Source organism: Embleya scabrispora DSM 41855, from assembly GCF_000372745.1.
GTDB lineage: Bacteria > Actinomycetota > Actinomycetes > Streptomycetales > Streptomycetaceae > Embleya > Embleya scabrispora.
The window spans coordinates 45,927-67,700 of record NZ_KB889689.1 but is presented as its reverse complement, the minus strand read 5'-3'; the positions used below and the strand labels follow the sequence as shown (position 1 = coordinate 67,700).

The window sequence follows — 21,774 nt, the reverse complement described above, 5'->3', positions numbered from 1 at the left end:
CGCCCATCCCCCTCGGGAGGAGTATTAGTGGACGTCAGAAAGCTTTCGCGTGGCGACGCGGTCATCGGGGTCGCCGCCGTGCTCATCTTCATCTTCTCGTTCTTCAACTACATCAAGTCGACGCATTCGGACGAAGGTTTCAACGCGTGGTCCTCGCACCTCGCGCCGACCGTCTTCGTCGTGGTTCTCACGCCGATCATCGCCGCCGCCCTGTTCATCCTCGGTGGCCTGCTCCCTCAACTCCGGGAGAAGCAGATCCTCGGTCTGACCGCGCGTCAGTGGGCGTTGCCGCTCACGATCCTGGCGCCGATCTCCGCGCTGTGGTCGATCTCGCAGGCGGACAGTGACCTCGGCATCGAGATGGGGATCGGTGGCATCTTCCTCATCCTGCTTGTCATCGTCCTCGTCGCGACGATGATCGCCACCACGGTGATGCCCGCCCTCCAGGCACCGCTGCTCGGCGCGGCCGGCCCCGCGGCCGCCCCGCAGGGTCAGTACGGCGGCCCGCAGGGTCAGCAGCAGTACGGCGGCGCGCCCTACGGCGGCCCGCAGGGTCCCCAGGGCGGCCCCCAGGGTCCGCAGTCGTACGGCGGCGCCCCGCAGCAGGGCGGCTTCGGCGGCCCGGCACCGCAGGGTCCGCAGGGCGGCTTCGGCGGTCCCGGCCCGCAGGGTCCGCAGGGCCCCGGCGGCGTGCAGCAGCCCGCCCCGGGTGGTGCGCCCGGCGGCGCCCACGCACCGTTCCAGCCGTTCTGGTTCTCGGTGCCGGACTCGCGCCCGATGCTGGACGAGCACACCAACCAGGAGAAGGGCGTCCTGAACACGGGCGTCTGGTACCTGGCGGTGGCCGAGCACCCCAACGGCCTGCTGGTCGAGGTCGACAACGTGCGCGGCGTGCTCCAGAACACGATCGGCATTCAGCGCTCGTGACACCGGTGCTCCCGAGGAACCGGTAGTACCGAGACACCGCGACTCGGCAACACGAAGGGCGTCGTCCACACCGGACGGCGCCCTTTCGCGTGCCCGGAGGAAGTGCCGGACACAGGGCCCGAGACGGGTGCGAGCCGGGACCGAGACGGGACCGGAGGGAGCCGGTCTCCCAAGAAAGTAAAACGTGTTCTAGTCTGCGGAGGCGATTCGCCGTGCTACTCCGTGGAGGTAACGCCATGAGGCTGGGTCTGACGTTCGGGTACTGGGGCCGAGGCCCGTCCGCCGGCTTCGTCGAGCTGGCGCAAAAGGCCGAGCAGCTCGGGTTCGACGCGGTGTGGACCGCCGAGTCCTGGGGTTCGGACGCCTTCACGCCGCTGACCTGGATCGCCGCCCACACCTCGCGGATCAAGCTGGGCACGGCGGTGACCCAGATGACCGCGCGTACGCCCACCGCGACCGCGATGCACGCCCTGACCCTGGACCACCTCTCCGGAGGCCGGATGATCCTGGGCCTGGGGCTCTCCGGCCCGCAGGTGGTCGAGGGCTGGTACGGGCGGCCGTTCCCGAAGAGCCCGCTGACCTTCACCCGCGAATACGTCGACGTGATCCGCCAGGTGTTGCGCCGCGAGGGACCCGTGGTGGCCGAGGGCCGGTACGCCCGGCACCCGTACACGGGCGAGGACGGCAGCGGGCTCGGCAAGCCGCTCAAGTCGATCACCCACCCGCTGCGCACCGACCTGCCGATCTTCCTCGGCGCCGAGGGGCCCAAGAACGTACATCTGACCACGCGGATCGCGGACGGATGGTTGCCGCTGCACTGGGCGCCGACCCGGCCCGACGTGTACGCGGACGCGCTGCGCGACAAGCCGGCCGGCTTCCGGATCGCGCCGATGGTGCAGGTGGCCCTCGGCGACGACGTCGAGCAGGCGATGTACCCGATCAAGGCGGCGATGGGCTTCTACGTCGGCGGGATGGGCGCGAAGAACAAGAACTTCCACGCGGACCTGATGCGTCGGTTCGGCTACGCCGAAGAGGCGGACCGAATCCAGGAGTTGTTCATGGCCGGCAAGCGGGACGAGGCGATCGCCGCCGTCCCGAGCGCGTTCGTCGACGAGATCGCCCTGGTCGGCCCGGCCGCCCGCATCCGCGAGCGCTTCACCGCCTGGGCCGCGGACCCGCACGTCACCGACATGATCGTCACCACCCGCAACCACGAAGCCCTCGAACTGCTGGCCGAGCTCGCGAGTTGACCGGCACCGGCCGGGTCGGGCGACGTGCGCCGGCCCGGCCGAGCCGTCGTGGCGGTTCCGGGGGTACGGGCGCCGCTACGGAAGCGGGGCCATGCACAGTTCCTGGTTGCGCGAGGGAAGCGGGTAGTAGACCGGGGAACGGCCCGGGCAACTGGTCGCGTTCGTGGCGGCCAGCGGGTGCACCTCGTCGATCCGCAGCCGGGCCGGGCGATCCTGCGGGAGCGGGCCCTCGCACGGCACCAGCGAGGCCAGGAAGGCCCACTGCCGGCCGTCGCGCGTCTCCGCCGGCACACACTCGCCCGGGTGGAAGATCCGCTCCACGCACAGCGCGGCGACGCCCGGGGTCACCGGCCAGCGACTGCGCCCGTCGGTGCTCATGCAGTCCGGTGTACCGGCACCGGCCGAAGTGTACGCCAACACCCGCTGCCGCGCCGCCGGGTCCTCACAGGGCAACGTGCGGAACGCGGCGGGCCGCCACCCCGGCGTGCCGTCGCTCGCGAAGTCCACACAGCCGCCCACCTGTGCGCTCGCCACGAAGGCCGCGATCGGGTCGGCGGCCGAGCCGGACGCACGGGTGTCGGCGGCATCCGCCTTGCCCCGATCCCGGTCCTCGCGCCCACGCTCGTAGGCGACACCCCCGAACAGGCCGCCCACCAAAGCGATCACCACGAGCGCGGCGACCAGCAACCAACCGGCCCCACCACCCTGGTTCGGCTCGGGCGGAGCGGGCAGGTCGTACGCGTCCTGCCGGTCGTCGCTGTCGTCGATGCGCGGCACCATCGCCTCGACGATCCGCGCGAGCTGCATCGTCTCGGCGGCGGCCGACGGCTCCGCGGCGGGGGCGGCCGCGACCGACTCGGCCGGGCCCTTGCCGAGCTTCGCCGGCTCGACCGGGTCCGCCTCGGCCTTCGCCGGTTCGGCCGCGTCCGGCTGCCGGGCCACATCCGCCGCAACCGGCTCGACCTCCTTCGCCGGCCCCGTCGGCTTGACCGGACCGACCTTGTCGCCGACCGAACCGCCGTGCGCCGAACCGCCCTTCGCCGGGTTGTCCAGTCGATCGGCGAGCGGCACGGTGGGCGGATCACCGACCAGGCGCCCGCGCCGGTGGTACGCGTCGATCAGCTCCAACGCGGCCCCCGGCAACCAGGAGGCGGCGCCGTACGCCCCCGGACGATCCGCCGAATCCGCGGCCGTCTGTTCCAGCAGCGCGCGCGGCGTCGGCCGGTCCTGCGGGTCCCGGGCCAGACAGGAGCGGATCAGCTCGAGCAACTCATCGGGCACATCGCCCAGTTCCGGCTCACCCGCGGCCACGCTCCGGCGGATCGCCGCCTCGTTCGCCCCCGAGTGCGGCGGTCGTCCGGTCGCCGCGAAGCACAACAGCGCGCCGAGCGCGTAGACGTCGGACGCCGGCCCCGGCTCCTCGCCGCGGGCCTGCTCCGGCGCGAGGTATCCGGGCGCGGCGAGCGGACTGCCCGCGCCCTCGATCCCGAATCCGGTCACCCTCGGCCCGTCCGAGGCCACCACGATCTGCGCGGGTCGCAGATCACCGTGCACCAGCGACGCCTGATGAATCGTCACCAGCCCCTCGGCGATCCCGGCGGCGAGCCACCGCACCGCATCCGGCGGCAGCGGCCCGCACGAGATCACCAGGTCCGCGAGCGACGGCGCGGGCACGTACACCGAGGCCACCCACGGATTGCGGGTCGCGCCACCGGCGGAGACCACCTCGATCACGCCGGGCCCGCGCACCTTGTGGGCGCGCTTGACGCCGTGCTGCTCGCCGTACAACATCCGCACGGCCATCGGCCGCCCGGCACCGGTCCTCGCGAGATACACCCAACCGGGGCTGCCGGCGCCCAGCAATCCCACCACCGTGTAGGGACCTATCCGGTTCCCCGGCTCCAACCCAGCCGCCATGCCCACCCTCGTCACGCGAGTCGCCCAGCCCCCCACGCGAACCCTATTGCCGCCACGACCTGCACCGACAACCGAGGCGATCGACCCTCGGCCCGTCCGGCGCTCCGGAACAAGCCCGTCCGGCGATTGCGAACCCGGCTCAGACCCCGTCCACACAAAGCTCCGAGCCGCACCGCACCTGCGCCGGATCCAGTCCGACCGGCAACCCGTCACCCTCGAACGCCGAGGCCGCCCCGCCGAACACCGCGGTCGTGGCCGGCTCCCCGCCCAGCACGGCGGTGGCCAGGATCATCGCGCCCGCCGTCCACGCGGTCCGCTCCACCGGCCAGATCGCGTCGTCCTCGAACACGTACCCGGTCCAGTACAGACCATCCTCGTGCCGCAGCCGCTGGATCCACGAGATGATCTCCACCGCCCGGTCGCTCTCGCCCAACGCCCAAAGCGCGATGGCGAGTTCACAGCTCTCCGCACCGGTCACCCAGGGCCGGTCGGAGACACACCGCACGCCCAGGTCCGGCACCACGAAGGTGTCCCAGCCGTCCTTGATCCGCTCGTTCGCCGCGGGTCCGCGCAGTGCGGTGCCCAGGATCGGGTAGTACCAGTCCATCGAGTAGCGGTTCTTGTCCAGGAACCGCTCGGGGTGCGACACCACCGCATGGCCCAACCGACCCGCCGCCAACTCCCAGTCCGGCTGCGGCTCGCCGAGGTGCTCGGCGATCGCCAGCGCGCACCGCAGCGCCTGGTACATGCTCGCCGACCCGGTCAGCAACGCGTCCGGTACCGGAACCCCGTGCTCGTCGCGCTTCCAGCGGATCTCCCCGCCGGGCGCCTGGAGATCGAGGATGAAGCTCATCGCCGCACGCAGCTTCGGCCACATCCGGACCAGGAACTCCTCGTCCCCGGTGAGCAGATGGTGGTGCCACAGGCCGACCGCGAGGTAGGCCGTGAAGTTGGCCTCCTTGTTGCGGTCGGTCACCACGCCGTCCACGTAGGCCGCGTACCACGAGCCGTCCGACTCCTGCCGGTTCGCCAGCCAGCGATAGGCCCGCCCGGCCTCGTCGTGCCGACCGGCCACGTCGAGCGCCATCGCCGCCTCGGTGTGGTCCCACGGGTCCAGGTGTCCGCCGACGAACCACGGGATCGACCCGTCCGGCCGCTGCACGGCGGCGATCCCGTCGATCGTCTCGGCCACCTGATCGAGCGTCAACACGCCTTCCAGGGCCAGCAATTCCAGCGCGGGTTCGGAGCCGCGCCGGCGGCCCGCGAGGCTCATGCGCTCGCTCCCGCGAGGTCGCCGTCGAAGCCTGCCGCGGTGTCGCCGTGCGGCCGGGGCTTGGTCGCGTAGACCACCAGGCTCTTGCCGATCAGCGGGTCCAGTGCCTTCTCCGCGAGGCGGGTGGCCAGCGGGCGCTTCATGATGTCCCAGACCAGGAGCTTGTGCCAGGCCCGGACCGGGAGCGCCTTGTCGTTGTCCACGCCCACCGCGCACTTGATCCACCAGTACGGCGAGTGCAGCGCGTGCGTGTGGTGGGTCCCGTACGGCCGGAGCCCGGACTCGCGGATCCGGGCCTCGAACTCGTCGCCCTTGTAGATCCGGATGTGCCCGCCCTCGACCTCGTGGTACGCGTCCGACAGGGCCCAGCAGATCTTCTCCGGCCCGTAGCGCGGCACGGTCATCGCGGCCAGGCCGCCGGGCTTGAGCACCCGGAACAGCTCGTTGAGCACACCCTTGTCGTCCGGGATGTGTTCGAGCACCTCGGAGATGATCACCCGGTCGAAGCTGTCGTCCGGGAACGGCAGCGCCAGCGCGTCCCCGACGAGCGCCTCGGCCCGCGCACCCTCGGGGACCTCACCGGCGGCCAGCATCGAGGCGAACATCGCGTCCACCTCGGCGATGTCCTTCGCGTTCCGGTCGAGCGCGACCACGTCGGCGCCGCGCCGGTATGCCTCGAAGGCGTGCCGGCCGCCGCCACAACCCATGTCCAGGACCCGATCCCCGGGGGCCAGGGGAAAGCGGGAGAAATCCACGGTGAGCAAGTCGGCGACTCCGTCTCGTATTGCGCGAACCGGTTGCGGGGGCGGCCGGCAAGGGTGGGCTGTGGTCAGCGGTTTCTGGGGCCGGCGCCGCGCGAGGCGGGCGGCGGCAGCCGGCGGCCGAACGGCGAGCGGCCGAGCAGGACATCGCTCGCGCGCTCGGTCAGCCCGCGTCTACCGGCACCGGCCGTGGTCGGCGCGGTGGGACCGGCCGCGAGTGCGGCCCGATAGCGCTCCACCGTGCGGACCGCGGTGTTGCGCCAGGTGAATCGCTCCAGCACCCGGGCGCGGCCCGCCTCGGCCAGCCGGGCGCGCAGTTCGGGGTCTTCGAGCAGTCGGGTGAGCGCGGCGCGCAGGGCCTCCGGGTCGCCCGGCGGCACCGCGAGACAGGTTTCCCCGTCCGGGCCCGCGACCTCCGGGATCGCCCCGCCCGTGGTGGCCACGAGCGCGGTCCCGCACGCCATCGCCTCGGCGGCGGGCAGCGAGAAGCCCTCGTAGAGGGAGGGCACGCAGGCGATCTCGGCGCTGCGGATCAGGTCGACCAGTTCGTCGTCGCTGAGTCCGGACACGAAGCGGATCGCCGAGGTCAGGCCCAGCCGGTCGATCGCGCGCAGCACCGGCCCGTCGCCCTTGGGTCGGCCGACCACCACGAGTTCGACGTGGTCGTGGTCGGCGCGCAGCTTGGCGAGCGCCTCGACCAGGTGGATCAGGCCCTTGAGCGGCACGTCCGCGCTCGCGGTGGTGACGATCCGGCCGGGCACCTTCGCCACCGAGGCGTCCGGCGTGAAGCGGTCGGTATCGGCGCCCACCGGCACCACGGTGACCCGGCTCGGCGAGACGCCGAGGTGGTCGATGATCTCGGCCTTGGACGAGCCGGACACGGTGAGCACGTCGCTCAGCCGCGCGGACACCCGCTTTTGCATCGTGGTGAACCCGTACCAGCGGTGCAGCGTGGCCTTGCGCCGCAGCGTGGTGGCCTCGCCGATCTCCAGCGCACGGTCGACCGTGATCGGGTGGTGGATCGTGGTCACCAACGGGAACCCGAGTCGGGGCAGCGCGAGTTGGCCGTAGCCCAGCGTCTGGTTGTCGTGCACGACGTCGAACTCGCCGCGCCGGGCCGCCAGGTGCCGCCACGCGCGCAGCGAGAAGGTGAGCGGCTCGGGGAAGCCCGCGGTCAGCATGCCGCCGACCTCCAGGACGTCGATCCAGTCCCGGTACTCCTTGAGCCGGGGCAGCCGGAAGGGATCCGGGTCGCGGTACAGATCCAGGCTGGGCAGTGTGGTGAGCTTCACGCCCTCGTCCACGACCGCGTACGGCGGCCCGGAGATCACCTCGACCCGGTGGCCGAGCCGGGTGAGTTCGCGGGACAGGTGGCGGACGTAGACTCCCTGTCCGCCGCAGTACGGGTCGCCGCGGTACGCCAACAGGGCGATTCGCAGGGGTCGCTCCGGGGAGGTCCGCGCCGGGTCCTGCTGGGTATCCACAGCGGTTGCGGTCTCCCGTATCACGAATGGCCCCCTATCGCTGCCCTCGTCGGAGCATAGTAGTCGCGTAATCTAGAACAAGTTTCAGTAACTGCTCGTCGGAGACCAGCCAAGATACCGCCGGGTACCCACCGCGACGAGCACCGCGTGACCCGTAACACACCGGCCGGCGAACCGCCGCGCACCGAGAGGCTGACATGACGACGTATACGAAGGCCGACCGGGCGCCGCTGACCGAGCGGCAGGAGGCACGCCGCAGGCGGATCCTGCGCGCGACCACCCAGCTGGCCGCCCGAGGCGGCTACGAATCGGTACAGATGCGCGAGGTCGCCGAGCTGTCCGAGGTCGCACTGGGCACGCTGTACCGCTACTTCCCGTCCAAGGTGCACCTGCTCGTGGCGACCATGTACGACCAGCTGGATCAGTTGCACGCCCAACTGCGCCGGCGTCCTCCCCGAAGCGCCGGCTCGCGCGAGCGGGTGGTGGACACGCTGCTGCGCGCGTTCAAGGGCATGCAGCGCGAGCCGCACCTGACCGAGGCGATGATGCGCGCTCTCCAGTTCGCGGACCGCTCGGTCGGTGCGGAGGTGGACACGGTCAGCCGGGAGACCACCACGATGATCCTGGAGGCGATCAGCGGCGACGAGCCGGCCGGCGAGCCCACCGCCGAGGACCTCGCGGTGATCCGGGTCATCACCCACACGTGGCACTCGTCGCTGATCGCGTGGCTGAACGGCCGAGCCTCCATCGCCCAGGTCCGCACCGACATCGAAACGGTCTGCCGGCTGATCCCGGAGGACTGAGGCGCCCGCCGCACAGCGGTCACCGACACGGAGCGGTCCGGCGGCGGCGCATCGGCGCCGGGCCGCCGCTCGTCGCCCGGAGCCCTCGGCCCCGTGCGTCGGCGTGCCGGAGAAGCAGCCGCGCGGTGGTGCCGTTCGGCTGTTTCCCCGGTACGGCGAGGCGCGCGGTGCCGTACGACGCGTCCCCGCCGATCTCCGCCGGACCCGGACTAGTCCGGCGGGAACACCGTCTTGCCCGACCCGACCTCGAAGATCGAGATCGCCTCGACCGGACAGCTCTCGGCAGCCTCCAGAATCGCGTCCGAGGCGTCCATCTCCTCGGCCCTGGGGTGCGATTGCCGACCCGCGTCCAGCTTGAAATCGGTCGGGGCGCTGCCGATGCACATGCCCGACCCGATACAGACGCCTCTGTCGACCTCGACGCGCCAGCGATCACCCATCAGAACACCTCTTCCTGGCTCGGCCTCGCAGGGCCTGGAACCGCCGGCCCGCCCACGCGGAGCGGGCCGGCGGCGACGGTCAGATCTGCGCGTCGTAGCCCGCGGGCAACGCGATCGACTTGGCCTCGGTGTACGCGCCCAGGCCCTCGATGCCGAACTCCCGGCCGATGCCCGAGTTCTTGAAGCCGCCGAACGGGCCGAAGAAGTCCAGGCCGAACGTGTTCACCGAGTAGGTCCCGGTGCGAATCTTGCGCGCGACGTCGATGCCCTTCTCGATGTCGGTGGTCCACACGCTGCCGGACAGCCCGAAGTCCGAGTCGTTGGCCAGCGCGATCGCCTGCGCCTCGTCGTCGTAGGGGATCAGCGCGACGACCGGGCCGAAGATCTCCTCCTGCGCGATCCGCATCGAGTTGTCCACGTCGCCGAACAGGGTGGGCTCGACGTACCAGCCCTTCTCCTGCGCCTCGGGGCGGCCGCCGCCGGCGAGCAGCTTGGCGCCCTCCTCCTGGCCGATCCGGATGTAGTCGAACGAGCGCTGCTGCTGGCGCTTGGCCACCAGCGGGCCGACCTGGGTGTCGGCGGCCATCGGGTCGCCGACCTTGAGCTCGCCGACCCACGCGGTGAACCGCTCGGCGATCTCGTCGTAGCGGCTGCGCGGCGCCAGGATCCGGGTCTGCGCGACGCACGCCTGGCCGTTGTTCATGTACGAGTTGGGCAGCAGCGTCGTGGCGGTGTGCTCCAGGTCGGCGTCGGGCAGGATGATCGCCGCCGACTTGCCGCCCAGCTCCAGGGTGACCCGGGTGAGGTTGCGCGCGGCGACCTCCATGATGCGCTTGCCCGCGCCGACCGAACCGGTGAACGCGACCTTGTCGATGCCGGGGTGGGCCACCAGGTACTCGCTGACCTCGCGGTCGGCGGCGACGATGCTCAGCACGCCGTCCGGCAGGCCGGCCTCACGGCAGATCTCGGCCAGGATGTACGAGTCGAGCGGGGTCTCCGGGGACGGCTTGAGCACGATCGTGCAACCGGCCGCGATCGCCGGCGCCAGCTTGGCGGCGGTGACGAACTGCGGGACGTTCCACGGCACCACGGCGGCCACCACGCCGACCGCCTCGCGACGGATCAGCAGCGGGTTGAGCAGACCGGTCCGCTTCTCCTCCCACTGGTAGTCGCGGGCGATCTTGGCCACCGTGTCGTAGATCATCCCGGCGCCGATCGCCTGCGCGAACAGCCCCCAGCCGACCGGCGAGCCGTTCTGCGAGGCGACCACCTCGGCGATCTCCTGCGACCGCGTCATGAAGCCGTCGCGGATCTTCTCCAGAATGGCGATCCGCTCGTCCAACGACATCCGCGGCCACGGGCCCTCTTCGAACGCCTTGCGCGCCGTGGCCACCGCGGCGTCCACGTCCGCGGTCGAGGCGTGCGGAACGCGCGCGATGACCTCTTCGGTGTGGGGCGAGACGACCTCGATCGTGTCCTTGCCAATCGGGTCCACCAGCTGTCCGCCGATGACCAGTTGGCTGTGCTCCACGATATCCGTCATCACGGTCCTCCTCGGTGCGGGCGTGCACACACGCTGCGCGATACAGGGGCTTGCGGGCTATGAGCAGAACTCTGACTAGAACAGATATCAGTTTGCCGATGAGGGAACAACGCATTCGGGGCTCGAATGAGACTGGAGTCTCATCGGCTGACAGGTAAGGATCGTACGTGTCGGATCTCGATCTGACGACCCCTCAAGTCACCGGCGCCGTGGTGTATGAGAGAACGTGTTCTATGGTGATCATCGAAGCCGGGCGGCGATCCGGCGTTCGACTGGCGCCACTTCGAGAACCGTCGAGAAGGAGGCCGCCCGTGACCACCGCACCCGACCGCCCCACCCCGCCCGCCCCCCGTGTCGCCGATCTGGGCAACGGTGTGTGGACCGTCCCGGTTCCGATCCCGAACAATCCGCTCGGTTGCACCCTCGTCTACGTCCTGGAGACCGACGCGGGGCCGGTCCTGGTCGACTCGGGCTGGGACGATCCGATCTCCTACCGGGCCCTGGTGGACGGCCTGGTCGAGGTCGGCACCTCGATCGAGGACGTGCACGGCGTCCTGGTCACCCACGCGCACCCCGACCATCACGGGCTGTCCGAGAAGGTGCGCGAGGTCTCCGGCGCGTGGGTCGCGCTGCACGCGGCGGATGCCGAACAGGTCGAGCAGATCAACAACGCGCCGCGCGCCGCGTGGCTGCGGCACCACCTGGAGGTACTCACCCTCGCGGGCGCGCCGCAGGACGCCCTGGACGCGCTCACCGGCCTGCGCACCGCCGCGGCGGGCAACAGGCCGCGGCTGCACTACGCGGTGCCCGACCGCGAGTTGGTGCACGGCGAACTCGCGCCCGCGCCCGGTCGCACGGTGCGCACGGTGTGGACACCCGGACACACGCCCGGCCACGTCTGCCTGCACCTGGAGGGCGGCGACGGGCGGTTGCTCTCCGGCGACCACCTGCTGCCCTCGATCACGCCGCACATCGGGCTCTACGACGAGGCCGAGGAGGCCGATCCGCTCGGTGACTTCCTGGCCTCCCTGACACGTGTCGCACGGTTGCCGATCACCGGTGTGCTGCCCGCGCACGAGCACGCCTTCACGGACGCGGCGGGCCGGGCCGCGGAGGTGGCCCGGCTGCACGAGGTGCGGCTCGCGGCGCTGCACGCCCGGCTGCGCGCGGCATCGCCGACCCTGTGGCAGATCGCCGAGGGCATGGACTGGAACCGGCCGTGGGCGCAGCTGGGCGCGCAGAACCGGCAACTGGCCCTCAGCGAGGCCGCCGCGCACCTGCGCCACCTGGTCAAGCGCGGGCGGGCGACGGCCGAACCCGGCGGCGACCCGGTGCGCTATACGGCCCTGTGACGCTCGGGGCGAAGGGGGTGCCCGGGTAGGGTGGCGAGGACTCTCGACGACAGTCGCCCCCACGTCCGATCCCTACAGCGCGGGCCGATCCGTACAGCGCGGTCCGATCCGCACAGCGTTCAGCGAAAGGCCATGCATGCCCTCCCCCCGACGCCGCGGGCGCGCCGCGGCGGCCTCCGTGCTCACGACGGCGCTGTTGTGCTCGGTCTGGACGGGGGGTGTGGCCGGTGCCGCGCCGACGCCGCCTCCCGGTGCGCCCGGAGCGACCTCGGGCAGCCCGGCGCCGCGCGTGGTCGCCTCTGTACCGGCCGTCGGACCCGTCGTGGTCCTCAAGGCGCAGACCGGCCCGGCGCCGACCGCGCTGTACGGGAAGAGCGATCCGAGCGCGGACGGGGTGTACCGGCAGTCGCTGGCGATCCTGGCGTTGGCCTCGACCGACAGCACGCCGGCCCCGGCCGCGATCGAGTGGCTGCTCGCCCGGCAGTGCGCGGACGGCGGTTTCACCGCGTACCGCGCCGATCCCGCCGTGCCGTGCGACGCCAATCGTGAGGACACCGTCGCCACGGCGACCGCGATCGAGGCGCTGCGCGCGCTGCGTACGTACGACACGCGGGTCGCCCGCGGGGTCGACTGGCTCCGGGCCAAGCAGCTCCCGGACGGCTCGTTCGCGGCCGTGCCCGGCCCCGACGCGATCGGCGACCCGACCGCGACGGCGGCCGCGATCAGTGCGATCGTCACCTCCGGCATCTCGCCGGAACTGCTCAAATCGCCGCAGGGCCGCACGCCGACCGACGCGCTGAAGGCGAGCCAACTGCGCTGCACCGTGCCGGAGCCGGACCGAGGCGCGTTCGCCGCGGCACCGGGCGCGCAGATCGACCCGCTGCTGACCGCGCGTTCGGTGCTCGCGCTCGGATACGGCACCCAGCCGGCGGTCCCGGCGCCCTCCATCGCGGTCACGCCCTTGGTCTGCCCCGGCGCCGAGCCGAACCGGCAGGCCGCCGCGCAGGGCGGTGCGGCGTGGTTGATCGCCAAGCTGAAGACGGGCGGCAACCATCTCGGTGGGCCGACCGACTTCGATGCCACGGTGGCCGCCGTCCAGGCGCTGTCGGCGACCGGACACCCGGCCGAGGCGGGCGCGGCGGTCGATTGGCTCGCTGCGGGAGCCAAGACCATGGCGGGCAACGATCCGGTGCGGCTCGCGTCGCTGATCCTGGCGGCCGTGGCGACGAACCGCACGGTGACCACGTTCGGCGGCCTGGACCTGCCGAACCTGCTCGCGGCGACCGGCCCGGCCGCCACGCCGACCGCGGACATGGCCAACCAGAGCAACCTGATCGACGGTCCGGAGGACCACACGCTGCGGGACACGGTGAGCGCGGTGATCGCGGTGCTGCTGGCCGCCACCCTGATCCTGGGCATGCGGCGCGGCCGCCGCGAGGACTGAGCAGGCGACCGGCCGACCACGGGCGGGCACCGGAGGGTTTCGACCCCATCCGGCGCCCGCCCGTTTCGGCGCTCGGTTCGCTCAGTGCCGGCGACCCGGCGGTACCTCGTGCGTTTCCAGCCGGCGCGCCTCCTCGTCGGTGAACACCCGGGAACGGATCAGGAATCGCTTGCCGGTGGGTGCCTCGACCGAGAACCCGCCGCCCCGCCCGGGCACCACGTCCACGGTCAGGTGGGTGTGCCGCCAGTACTCGTACTGCGCGGCGGACATGTAGAACGGCTGGTCCGCGACCCAGCCGAGCAACACGTCGGCGTCGCCGATCAGGAACTCCCCGCGCGGGTAACACATCGGCGACGACCCGTCGCAACAACCGCCGGACTGATGGAACAGCAACGGCCCGTGCTCGGCGGCGAGTTCGGCCACCAGGTCGGCGGCGGCGCCGGTGATCGCGACCTTCTCGACGTCGACCGAGGCCCCCGGTTCGTCGGGCACACTCGGCGTCCGCGCCGGCTCGCCCATCAGAAGAAGCCGAGCTTCTTCGCCGAGTAACTGACCAGCATGTTCTTGGTGTTCTGGTAGTGGCCGAGCATCATCCGGTGGTTCTCCCGGCCCATGCCGGACGCCTTGTAGCCGCCGAACGCCGCGTGTGCGGGATAGGCGTGGTAGCAGTTGGTCCACACCCGGCCGGCCTTGATCTCCCGGCCGAACCGATACGCCCGCGTCGCGTCCCGGGTCCACACCCCCGCGCCCAGGCCGTACAGCGTGTCGTTGGCGATCCGCAGCGCCTCGGCGTCGTCGCGGAAGGTGGTCACCGAGACCACCGGGCCGAAGATCTCCTCCTGGAAGATCCGCATGTCGTTGGTGCCCTTGAAGATGGTCGGCTCGACGTAGTAGCCGTCCTCGAAGCCCTCGACCACCTTGCGCGCGCCGCCGGTCAGGACCTCGGCGCCCTCCTGCCGGCCGATGTCCAGGTAGGAAAGGATCTTCTCCAACTGGTCGTTGGACGCCTGCGCGCCGACCATGGTCGCCGGATCGAGCGGGTTGCCCTGCACGATCGCCCGGGTGCGCTCCAGCGCGCGCTCGATGAACCGGTCGTAGATCGACTCGTGGATCAGCGCCCGGGACGGACACGTGCAGACCTCGCCCTGGTTGAGGGCGAACATCACGAAGCCCTCGACCGCCTTGTCGAAGAAGTCGTCGTCCTGGTCGGCCACGTCGGCGAAGAAGATGTTCGGGCTCTTGCCGCCGAGTTCGACGGTAACCGGGATGATGTTCGCCGACGCGTACTGGAGGATCAGCCGGCCGGTGGTGGTCTCGCCGGTGAAGGCGACCTTGGCCACCCGGTTGCTGCTCGCGAGCGGCTTGCCGGCCTCGAAGCCGAACCCGTTGACCACGTTGACCACGCCGGGCGGCAGCAGGTCGGCGATCAGTTCGATCAGCACCAGGATGCTCACCGGCGTCTGCTCGGCGGGCTTGAGCACGACGCAGTTCCCGGCCGCGAGCGCCGGCGCCAGCTTCCAGGTGGCCATCAGCAGCGGGAAGTTCCACGGGATGATCTGCGCGACCACGCCGAGCGGCTCGTGGAAGTGGTACGCGACGGTGTCCTCGTCGAGCTGCGAGATGGAACCTTCCTGGGCCCGGATCACCCCGGCGAAGTAGCGGAAGTGGTCGACGGCCAGCGGCAGATCGGCGGCCAGGGTCTCGCGGACCGGCTTGCCGTTCTCCCACGTCTCGGTGACCGCGAGGCGTTCGAGGTTCTGCTCGATGCGATCGGCGATCCGCAGCAGGATCAGCGATCGCTCGGTGACGCTGGTCCGTCCCCACGCGTCGGCCGCGGCGTGCGCGGCGTCCAGCGCCAGTTCGACGTCCTCGGCGGTGGAGCGGGCCACCTCGCAGAACGGCTGTCCGGTCACGGGGGTGATGTCCTCGAAGTACCGGCCCTGCACGGGCGGTACCCACTTGCCCCCGATGTAGTTGTCGTACCGGGGTTCGAAGTTGACGATGCTGTCCGGTTGGCCGGGCTGACTGTAGACCACTCGAGCCTCCGCTTCCCTTGCCGTGCACTGGGCATGACGGACCATCAGCGGCACCTCCCGGGCCGTGCCGCGGCTCCGGGCGCCTGCGGCCGACGCTAGTCGTTCGCGGGCCGGCGGTCACGGGTTCGCCGGCGGGAAATGCCCGTCCGACGGGCTTCGCCGCCGAACCGGGTACCGGTCGGCCGCAGGCCCGCGGCCGCCGTGCCCGCGGCTTTGCCGAGACCCGACGGCAATGACCGCCCCCGGCACCGGAGTTGGTCGCGAGTTCGACGCGAATCCATCTGGAGGTCACGTGTGACATGTGCAATGGTACTCGGCGTCGTGTTCTCAACGTGGGCCGCCGACCGTGGTCCACCCGTGCCCGAAGGGCCGTACATGAGTGCTCACGTACGCCGAAAGATGTGGTTTGCCACAAGCGTTCCCCTCTTGGCACTGGCCGTCGGAGTGCTGCCGATCGCGGTGGCTCCGCCGGCCTCGGCCGGCCCCGCCCCGAGCGCTGACTCGCGGGTCGGGCAACCGAACACGGCGACGGCGGCCGATCCGGGCGACGAGGTCGACCGGATCGGCTCGCCGCTCTCGCTCGGCCCCGACCGAGGTCCGGGTCCGATCGACGGGAGCAATGCGAAGGCCCCCGGCCGGGGTACCTCCCCGGCGGACCTCCCACTCGGCCCGCCCGCACACCTGCGCACCACGGCCGCCGCCCCGGTACCCGGCTGCACCCTCGCCGAGTTCTCCGCGCTGTCCCCGCAGGCCCTGGCCGACTTCCTCACCCGCGCCGACGTCGGGCCCGACTGCCTGCGCGGCTTCCTGTGGACCTACACCCCCGAATTGGGCCGGGTGCTGACGCCGGCCCACCTTCAGGCGGTACTGGCCCGGATCACCGCGCTGGCCCCCGGCTACGACGGCACCAACGCGTCACACCTGTACGAACTCTGGTACTTCACCCACGCCGCGCTCTACCTCGACTGGGACAACCCGGCGATCGATCTGCGCGGACCGGCGGTCGTGGCGTCGATCAACACGGCGGCCGACGCCTTCCGGGCCGCCCCGCGCGCGTTCGACCTCACGCCCACCTCGGGTGCGCTGCTGCGCGAAGTGGTGATCAGTGCCGACGTCGACGGCGTGCGGCAGCGGCAACTTCCGTTGGTGACACGACTTCTGCGGGACATGGACGGCAGCACCGCGGCGTGGCAGAACTCGGCCCGGCGGAACGCGGTGCTCTCCGCGCAGACCCTCGCCTATCACGGCATCTACAACGGCGACGCGGGCTTCATCACCGCCGTGCAGGCCGATCCGGCCTACCGGGCCGGGCTCGAGGCGTTCGTCGGCTACCGACAGCTGAACACGCCGAGCACCGCCGGCCTGCTGCGCAACGGCGTCTACGAGTACGGCCGCCTGGGGCAGATACCCAGCCTGAACAACGAGACGGTGACCGGACTCGGCACCATGCTCACCGACACCGAGGGCTGGTACGGCCGCTTCTCGGTGCCGTGGAGCGAGGTCGCGCACTGGCTGGAGACCTACGGCCGCTGTCACGCGGCGGGGGTGTGTCGGGCCGACGTGGAGGCGACGGTCTTCCCGAACACGTACACCTTCGACCAGGGCGACATCGAGGTGCACACGTCGCTCGACCGGGCCACCGTCGAGCAGCTCTACTACGCGTCCAAGCAGGTCAAGGAGCAGTTCTTCCGCACGCTGGGCACCGACCAGCCGCTCACCGGCGACCCGAACCACAAGCTGACCGTCCGGCTCTACGCGAGCATGGCCGACTACTGGAAGTACCAGCCGTTCCTGTACGGCTACGCGACCAACAACGGCGGGTTGTACATCGAGGAGGGCGCGACCTTCTACACCTATCAGCGCGTCGTGCCGCGTGATTCCCTGCTCCAGCTGGAGGAGTTGTTCCGGCACGAGTACACCCACTACCTCAACGGCCGCTACGCGGTGCCCGGTTCGTTCGGCCAGGGACCCTGGTACGCGGAGAACCGGACGACGGCCTTCGACGAGGGCATGGCCGAGTACATGGCGGGCTCGACCCGCGATCAGGGCGTGAAGCTGCGCAAGTCGCTGGTCACCAAGGTGATCTCGGACGTGCAGAAGTACGGCAGCCGCCCCTCGGTCCGCGAGACGCTGCACTTCAAGTACGACGACGACGGCTACTTCTTCCGCTACTACGCGTACGCCGGCTCGTTCTTCTCGATGCTCGGCCGGGACCACCCGGACCTGCTCGCCGAGATGTACACCCACCTGCGCACCAATGACGTGGCCGGCTACGACGCCTTCCTGGACCGGGTGAGCGGGCCGAGCTTCCAGGCCGAGTTCGACACCTATCTCGACCGGCAGATCGCCGGAGTGGACGACCTGATCGTGCCGGTGGCGACGTACACCCCGACCGCCCGGCTCTCCGCGACCGGTCCCGACTACGTCCGCCAGGTCTTCCGGCAGGCCACCGCCAACGACCCGACGTCGTGCACCGCGACCCACGAGGCGCTGCCGCGCTTCACCTGCAAGGGCTCGATCACCGCGAACATCGGCTCGACCGATCCCGGCCGGATGCACACCGACATGGCCGCCACGGTCGACTACTTCATCCTCACCCGCGCCGGCGCGGCCCTGAACAACCTCGCCGACATGAACTGCCACTTCGCCCCACCCGTGCCCTGGACCAACGGCCGAGCCGCCACGTCCACTTACTCCTGTGAGGGCCCGCTGCGCCCGTAACGCCTACCCACCCCTCGAACGACGGCCCCCGAGCGCTGCCCACCCCGCGCCCGGGGGCCGTCCCGGTATGTGTCCTGTCGGGCGGACCGCGGGCTCGGGGCAACGCCCCCGTGTCGCCGGTCGTCCCGGACGACCGCCCGCGCACCGAAGACACCGCGCGAGGCGGCTTGTAGCCTCGTGGGGCTGAAACAATGTCTGTGCGGGGGAGTGTTGTGAGCGATCAGCCGAGATGGGCCTGGTGGGTGGTCGGGATCGTGGTCCCCGTAGCCGGGATCCTGGTGTCGATCCAACTGGCCACGAACTCCGATTCCGACGGCGACAAGGCGCAGTCGACGGGCACCGGTACCTCGGCGCCCGCCGCCTCGCCCGGCGGGAAGCCCGCACCCGCCTCCGACTCCACCAACTCGCCTACGGCGAATCAGTCCGCGAAGGTGCTGTTCGGACCGAAGAAGCTCACGCTCAATCCGGACGCGTACTACATCGATCTGGACAGTCCGTCGCCGATTCCCCAACCCGGGAACAAGGGCGCCGACGCGACGGTCGGCTTCAATCTCCCGGACCTGACACTCGGCCCGCCACGTTCCGGCAACGTCGTGGCGATCGTTTCGCCCGAAGGCCCCGACCCGACCCGGGACGACTGCAACCAGGCCATCGCCAAACGCGGCAGCTACACCAGCGGGGAACTCGCCCAGGGCATGCGCGTATGCCTCCAGACCGACGAAGGCCGCACCGCCTACCTGCGCATCACCAGCGTGCCCACCCGCACCGCCCTCACCTTCAACGCCACCGTCTGGGAATAGGTGTCGGGCGACGCCCCGGTGATGGGTCGGCCCTGATCGGGGCCATCAAGGCGGTCTGAGACCGGACGCCGCGGAGGGCGCCCTGGTCGTTACATCGACCAAGGGCGTCCTCCGGACCGGGCCCGTGTTGGTGACCGCGGTACGGCGGGCATCGGGCAGACTGGGCCCATGTCTGTGGTGAAGATCAACGCGCTGACCGTGCCCGCCGAGATGCGGGAGACCCTGGAGCAGCGATTCGCGTCGCGCGCCGGGATGGTGGACTCGCAGGACGGCTTCGAGTGGTTCGAGTTGCTGCGTCCGGTGGAGGGCACCGACCAGTACCTCGTGTACACGCGCTGGCGCAGCGAGGCCGACTTCCAGGCGTGGATGGACGGAAACATGAAGGCCGCCCACGCGCAGGGCGACGGCGCCGAGCGGCCGAAGCCGGCGTCCACCGACTCGGCCCTGTGGTCCTTCGAGGTCGTCCAGAGCACCGGCCCGAGGGCCTGACGGCCGACTAACCTGAGCACCATGCCTCGCTACGACTACCGCTGCCGCGCCTGCGGACTCACGTTCGAACTCAACCGCCCGATGTCCGCGGCCAACGACCCGGCCACGTGCCCGGACGGTCACGACGACACCACGAAGCTCCTGTCCACAGTCGCGGTAACCGGCGCCGCCGCCGCCCCTCGCCCCACCGGCGGTGGCGGCGGAGGCTGCTGCGGCGGAGGCTGCTGCGGCTGACCCCACCAACCGGAACCCCACCCCGACCGGCACCCGAGGCCACCCCAACGCCCAACGCCGGCCAAGCCCAATCCGGCCTGGCCGGCGCTTGAGGCCGACCCCGGCTACGCGGCCAGAGGCGCCGGCACCTCCTTGTCGCACTCCCAGTGCGCCAGTGCCGACCGGTCCAACAACACCACCCCGGCGGAGGCCGCAAGCGCCGCCGCCTTGGCGGAGAAGCACCCGGCCGTCGTCGCGAGCAACAACGCCCCCGACCGGTCTTCATTCGCATCCGTGTCAACGGCCAGCGCCGACACGAAGTCCTCGACCACACCCCCCGCCACCGGCCCCGGCCCCTCCGCGCTGCGACACCGCACCACCGCCGACGTCCCGTCGCCGCGCCTGGCGTGGATGTCCACCGCGTACGCGTCCTCGACGACACGCACCGTCTCCACCTCGGCCAGCCCGTCCCGCTCGCACAGGTCCGCCACGTGCTCGGCCAGCCGAGCCGGGTCCATCCGGTCGAGCCGCGCCTTCGCGTCCCGCAGCGCGGTGTCGTCGCAGTGTTCCGTCCACTCCTCGGCCCTGGGTCGATATCCGCCCAGCCAGATCGCCGAACCGAGCACCGCCGCGGCGCAGACGTAGACCACCATCATGCCGTCGGACTGGTCGACCCGGATGCCCTCGAGGACGAACCAGATGCCGACGGCGAGCAGTTCGAGCCCGGCGACCAGAATGGCCAGATTCAGGTAGGCCCTCACCGTCGTACGTGCCATGTCCGTCGTCCCCCCGGTGACGCTTTGGCCGGTCGTACTCGTGATCGTGCTCGTGTCGTTCACGCTGTCCCGATCCGATCGGCGCGACCGACTCGGCCGGCCACGCCATCGTTCCCCTACTGCTGTCCCGACGATTGGGACACCTGCCCGGTTCCCGACCCGAACAACAAGCGGACACCCTACGAAATGCCGCTCACGCACCATCCGGCAGGTTGGTCCAACCACGACCGTCCGCCTTGCCATACCAACCGCTCGCGGCCGTCGTACCGCCGTCCACCGGGATCAGGTGGCCCGTCACATACGACGATGCGGCACTCGCCAGGAAGAGCACAACCTTCGCGTAGTCCTCGGGTTCGCCGAATCTCGCCATCGGCACCCACGAACCGATCAGCGCGGGGTCGCGATCACGCAATTTCGCCTCGTACGTCGTCTGCGGCGTGTTCGCCATGTCCGGCGCGATCGCGTTGACCCGGACCCCCTTGCGCGCCACGTCCACCGCGAGGCTCTTCGTGAACGCGATGATCGCCGCGTTGTAGGCGGAGTAGACCGGGCAGCCCGGAATGCCACGCAGCGCCTCGACCGTGGACACGTTCACGATGCTGCCGGAGCCGCGCTCGATCATCTGCGGCAACACCGCGTGCGTGACGCGCAACACATGCTCGAAGTTGATCGCGTGCAGCGCCCGCCACTCCTCCTCCGTGCTGCGCAGGAAGGTGGTCGAGGGCCGATAGTCACCGACGTTGTTCACGAGTACGTCCGCGCCGCCCGCCGCCAGCGCGGCGTCGCGCAGCCGGGCCACGGTGGCCGACTCGCGGATGTCGCCGAGCACCACCTCCGCCCGGCCGCCGGCCGCCTCGATGTCCGCCCGGGCCTGCTCGGCCCAGTCCGCGTCGATGTCGTTCAACAGCACCAGCGCCCCCGCGCGGGCCAGCAGCCGGGAGACCCCGCCGCCGATGCCCGCGCCGCCGCCGGTGACGACCGCGACCTGACCGGCGAGGGGTTCGGGATCGAGCATGGGTGGTGCCTCCTCGGCGAATGTGACGATGCGTCAGATCTGCGCATGCTCTCCCAGGTCGCTCGCGAGGTCAACGGCGGGACGGGGAATGAACGATCATTCGAGTCGAGCCGTGGCGGGCACGGGCCTGGGTCGCGACCCACCCCGGTTTGCGTTCGAATGGATACGAGAGAGTGTCGGGTCGGCGATGGCCGACTTCACACCGATTCAAGGGGATCACATGGACATCGCGGTCGAGGACATTCCCGCGCGGAACCGCTTCGAGGCCCGGGTCGACGGCGATCCGGCCGGCTTCGCCGAGTACATGACCACCGACACCCTGATCGTGTTCACCCACACCGAGGTGGACCCGAGATTCGAGGGCAAGGGCGTCGGCGGCGCACTCATCCGCGGAGCGCTCGATCGGGTGCGCGCCGGCGAGCGCAAGGTCCTGCCGCTGTGCCCGTTCGTCAAGGCGTGGATCGGCAAGCACCCCGACTACTTCGACCTCGTCTACGACGCCCCGCCGAGCAAGGTCACGGACTGACCCG

20 protein-coding genes are annotated in these 21,774 nt (G+C 71.0%); 10 read left to right on the top strand and 10 right to left on the bottom strand.

All coding sequences use genetic code 11. From position 1 onward, the window contains the following. The first annotated feature begins 27 nt into the window (after nt 1-27). Complete coding sequence (locus tag A3IC_RS0134750) at nt 28-927, top strand: hypothetical protein (RefSeq protein ID WP_020554692.1); 900 nt, start codon at nt 28-30, stop codon at nt 925-927. Between the two features lie 236 nt (nt 928-1,163). After that, the gene (locus A3IC_RS0134745; protein WP_020554691.1) at nt 1,164-2,177 is read left to right on the top strand and encodes an LLM class F420-dependent oxidoreductase; all 1,014 of its coding nucleotides are present in this window, start codon (nt 1,164-1,166) and stop codon (nt 2,175-2,177) included. A 75-nt stretch (nt 2,178-2,252) separates the two neighbouring features. Here the strand turns inward: A3IC_RS0134745 and A3IC_RS63045 are convergent, their stop codons facing one another. The 4 genes from A3IC_RS63045 to A3IC_RS0134725 all read right to left on the bottom strand — a co-directional run bounded on the left by A3IC_RS63045 (nt 2,253) and on the right by A3IC_RS0134725 (nt 7,612). Continuing rightward, nucleotides 2,253-4,094, bottom strand: coding sequence for a serine/threonine protein kinase (locus A3IC_RS63045; protein ID WP_079026864.1), 1,842 nt, complete (start codon nt 4,092-4,094; stop codon nt 2,253-2,255). A 139-nt stretch (nt 4,095-4,233) separates the two neighbouring features. Then, nucleotides 4,234-5,367, bottom strand: coding sequence for a glucosidase family protein (locus A3IC_RS0134735; RefSeq protein ID WP_020554690.1), 1,134 nt, complete (start codon nt 5,365-5,367; stop codon nt 4,234-4,236). Beyond that, nucleotides 5,364-6,131: a class I SAM-dependent methyltransferase gene (locus A3IC_RS0134730; RefSeq protein WP_020554689.1), complete on the bottom strand. Its 768-nt coding sequence runs from the start codon at nt 6,129-6,131 to the stop codon at nt 5,364-5,366. Before A3IC_RS0134730 ends, A3IC_RS0134735 begins: the two co-directional genes overlap by 4 nt. A gap of 65 nt (nt 6,132-6,196) precedes the next feature. Continuing rightward, nucleotides 6,197-7,612: a glycosyltransferase family 4 protein gene (locus tag A3IC_RS0134725; RefSeq protein WP_020554688.1), complete on the bottom strand. Its 1,416-nt coding sequence runs from the start codon at nt 7,610-7,612 to the stop codon at nt 6,197-6,199. 197 nt (nt 7,613-7,809) lie between these two features. Between A3IC_RS0134725 and A3IC_RS0134720 the strand changes: the two genes are divergently transcribed. Further along, nucleotides 7,810-8,415, top strand: a complete 606-nt coding sequence (locus A3IC_RS0134720) for a TetR family transcriptional regulator (RefSeq protein WP_020554687.1) — start codon at nt 7,810-7,812, stop codon at nt 8,413-8,415. 209 nt (nt 8,416-8,624) lie between these two features. Here the strand turns inward: A3IC_RS0134720 and A3IC_RS0134715 are convergent, their stop codons facing one another. Then, a complete protein-coding gene (locus A3IC_RS0134715; protein ID WP_026219087.1) occupies nt 8,625-8,855 on the bottom strand; it encodes a ferredoxin in 231 nt (76 codons plus the stop codon). A 79-nt stretch (nt 8,856-8,934) separates the two neighbouring features. After that, a complete protein-coding gene (locus A3IC_RS0134710; RefSeq protein WP_020554685.1) occupies nt 8,935-10,398 on the bottom strand; it encodes an aldehyde dehydrogenase in 1,464 nt (487 codons plus the stop codon). Between the two features lie 311 nt (nt 10,399-10,709). Here A3IC_RS0134710 and A3IC_RS0134705 point away from each other — a divergent pair, with 311 nt between their 5' ends. Continuing rightward, nucleotides 10,710-11,750 carry an MBL fold metallo-hydrolase gene (locus A3IC_RS0134705; RefSeq protein ID WP_020554684.1) on the top strand — a complete coding sequence of 347 codons (1,041 nt, stop codon included), beginning with the start codon at nt 10,710-10,712 and terminating at the stop codon, nt 11,748-11,750. A gap of 136 nt (nt 11,751-11,886) precedes the next feature. After that, nucleotides 11,887-13,194: a prenyltransferase/squalene oxidase repeat-containing protein gene (locus A3IC_RS58240; protein WP_020554683.1), complete on the top strand. Its 1,308-nt coding sequence runs from the start codon at nt 11,887-11,889 to the stop codon at nt 13,192-13,194. An 81-nt stretch (nt 13,195-13,275) separates the two neighbouring features. Here A3IC_RS58240 and A3IC_RS0134695 read toward each other — a convergent pair whose 3' ends face one another. Further along, a complete protein-coding gene (locus A3IC_RS0134695) occupies nt 13,276-13,713 on the bottom strand; it encodes a DUF779 domain-containing protein (RefSeq protein ID WP_020554682.1) in 438 nt (145 codons plus the stop codon). Further along, the gene (gene adh, locus A3IC_RS0134690) at nt 13,713-15,230 is read right to left on the bottom strand and encodes an aldehyde dehydrogenase (protein ID WP_020554681.1); all 1,518 of its coding nucleotides are present in this window, start codon (nt 15,228-15,230) and stop codon (nt 13,713-13,715) included. Before adh ends, A3IC_RS0134695 begins: the two co-directional genes overlap by 1 nt. Before the next feature lie 426 nt (nt 15,231-15,656). Between adh and A3IC_RS0134685 the strand changes: the two genes are divergently transcribed. From A3IC_RS0134685 to A3IC_RS0134670, 4 genes are all read left to right on the top strand, one after another. After that, a complete protein-coding gene (locus A3IC_RS0134685; protein ID WP_020554680.1) occupies nt 15,657-17,951 on the top strand; it encodes a collagenase in 2,295 nt (764 codons plus the stop codon). A 212-nt stretch (nt 17,952-18,163) separates the two neighbouring features. After that, on the top strand, nt 18,164-18,751 hold the full coding sequence (locus A3IC_RS0134680) for a hypothetical protein (protein ID WP_158696210.1): 588 nt from the start codon (nt 18,164-18,166) through the stop codon (nt 18,749-18,751). A 168-nt stretch (nt 18,752-18,919) separates the two neighbouring features. After that, the gene (locus A3IC_RS0134675; RefSeq protein WP_026219084.1) at nt 18,920-19,240 is read left to right on the top strand and encodes an antibiotic biosynthesis monooxygenase family protein; all 321 of its coding nucleotides are present in this window, start codon (nt 18,920-18,922) and stop codon (nt 19,238-19,240) included. Between the two features lie 21 nt (nt 19,241-19,261). Next, nucleotides 19,262-19,474 carry an FmdB family zinc ribbon protein gene (locus A3IC_RS0134670; RefSeq protein WP_020554677.1) on the top strand — a complete coding sequence of 71 codons (213 nt, stop codon included), beginning with the start codon at nt 19,262-19,264 and terminating at the stop codon, nt 19,472-19,474. A gap of 104 nt (nt 19,475-19,578) precedes the next feature. Here A3IC_RS0134670 and A3IC_RS0134665 read toward each other — a convergent pair whose 3' ends face one another. Both A3IC_RS0134665 and A3IC_RS0134660 read right to left on the bottom strand, forming a co-directional pair. Then, on the bottom strand, nt 19,579-20,229 hold the full coding sequence (locus tag A3IC_RS0134665; RefSeq protein WP_158696209.1) for a restriction endonuclease: 651 nt from the start codon (nt 20,227-20,229) through the stop codon (nt 19,579-19,581). Between the two features lie 193 nt (nt 20,230-20,422). Then, nucleotides 20,423-21,244 carry an SDR family NAD(P)-dependent oxidoreductase gene (locus tag A3IC_RS0134660; RefSeq protein WP_020554675.1) on the bottom strand — a complete coding sequence of 274 codons (822 nt, stop codon included), beginning with the start codon at nt 21,242-21,244 and terminating at the stop codon, nt 20,423-20,425. Nucleotides 21,245-21,431: 187 nt separating this feature from the next. Here A3IC_RS0134660 and A3IC_RS0134655 point away from each other — a divergent pair, with 187 nt between their 5' ends. Then, entirely contained in the window at nt 21,432-21,770 is a 339-nt protein-coding gene (locus A3IC_RS0134655) for a GNAT family N-acetyltransferase (protein ID WP_020554674.1), read from the top strand. The last annotated feature ends 4 nt before the right edge of the window (nt 21,771-21,774 follow it).

Bases quoted from the DNA above. Each gene is read 5' to 3' on its own strand.
- A3IC_RS0134715 (WP_026219087.1), bottom strand. From the start codon at position 8,855: ATGGGTGATCGCTGGCGCGTCGAGGTCGACAGAGGCGTCTGTATCGGG.
- A3IC_RS0134675 (WP_026219084.1), top strand. From the start codon at position 18,920: ATGTCTGTGGTGAAGATCAACGCGCTGACCGTGCCCGCCGAGATGCGG.
- A3IC_RS0134660 (WP_020554675.1), bottom strand. From the start codon at position 21,244: ATGCTCGATCCCGAACCCCTCGCCGGTCAGGTCGCGGTCGTCACCGGC.
- A3IC_RS0134695 (WP_020554682.1), bottom strand. From the start codon at position 13,713: ATGGGCGAGCCGGCGCGGACGCCGAGTGTGCCCGACGAACCGGGGGCC.
- A3IC_RS0134665 (WP_158696209.1), bottom strand. From the start codon at position 20,229: ATGGCACGTACGACGGTGAGGGCCTACCTGAATCTGGCCATTCTGGTC.
- A3IC_RS58240 (WP_020554683.1), top strand. From the start codon at position 11,887: ATGCCCTCCCCCCGACGCCGCGGGCGCGCCGCGGCGGCCTCCGTGCTC.
- A3IC_RS0134670 (WP_020554677.1), top strand. From the start codon at position 19,262: ATGCCTCGCTACGACTACCGCTGCCGCGCCTGCGGACTCACGTTCGAA.
- A3IC_RS63045 (WP_079026864.1), bottom strand. From the start codon at position 4,094: ATGGCGGCTGGGTTGGAGCCGGGGAACCGGATAGGTCCCTACACGGTG.
- A3IC_RS0134655 (WP_020554674.1), top strand. From the start codon at position 21,432: ATGGCCGACTTCACACCGATTCAAGGGGATCACATGGACATCGCGGTC.
- A3IC_RS0134710 (WP_020554685.1), bottom strand. From the start codon at position 10,398: ATGACGGATATCGTGGAGCACAGCCAACTGGTCATCGGCGGACAGCTG.
- A3IC_RS0134745 (WP_020554691.1), top strand. From the start codon at position 1,164: ATGAGGCTGGGTCTGACGTTCGGGTACTGGGGCCGAGGCCCGTCCGCC.
- A3IC_RS0134720 (WP_020554687.1), top strand. From the start codon at position 7,810: ATGACGACGTATACGAAGGCCGACCGGGCGCCGCTGACCGAGCGGCAG.
- A3IC_RS0134735 (WP_020554690.1), bottom strand. From the start codon at position 5,367: ATGAGCCTCGCGGGCCGCCGGCGCGGCTCCGAACCCGCGCTGGAATTG.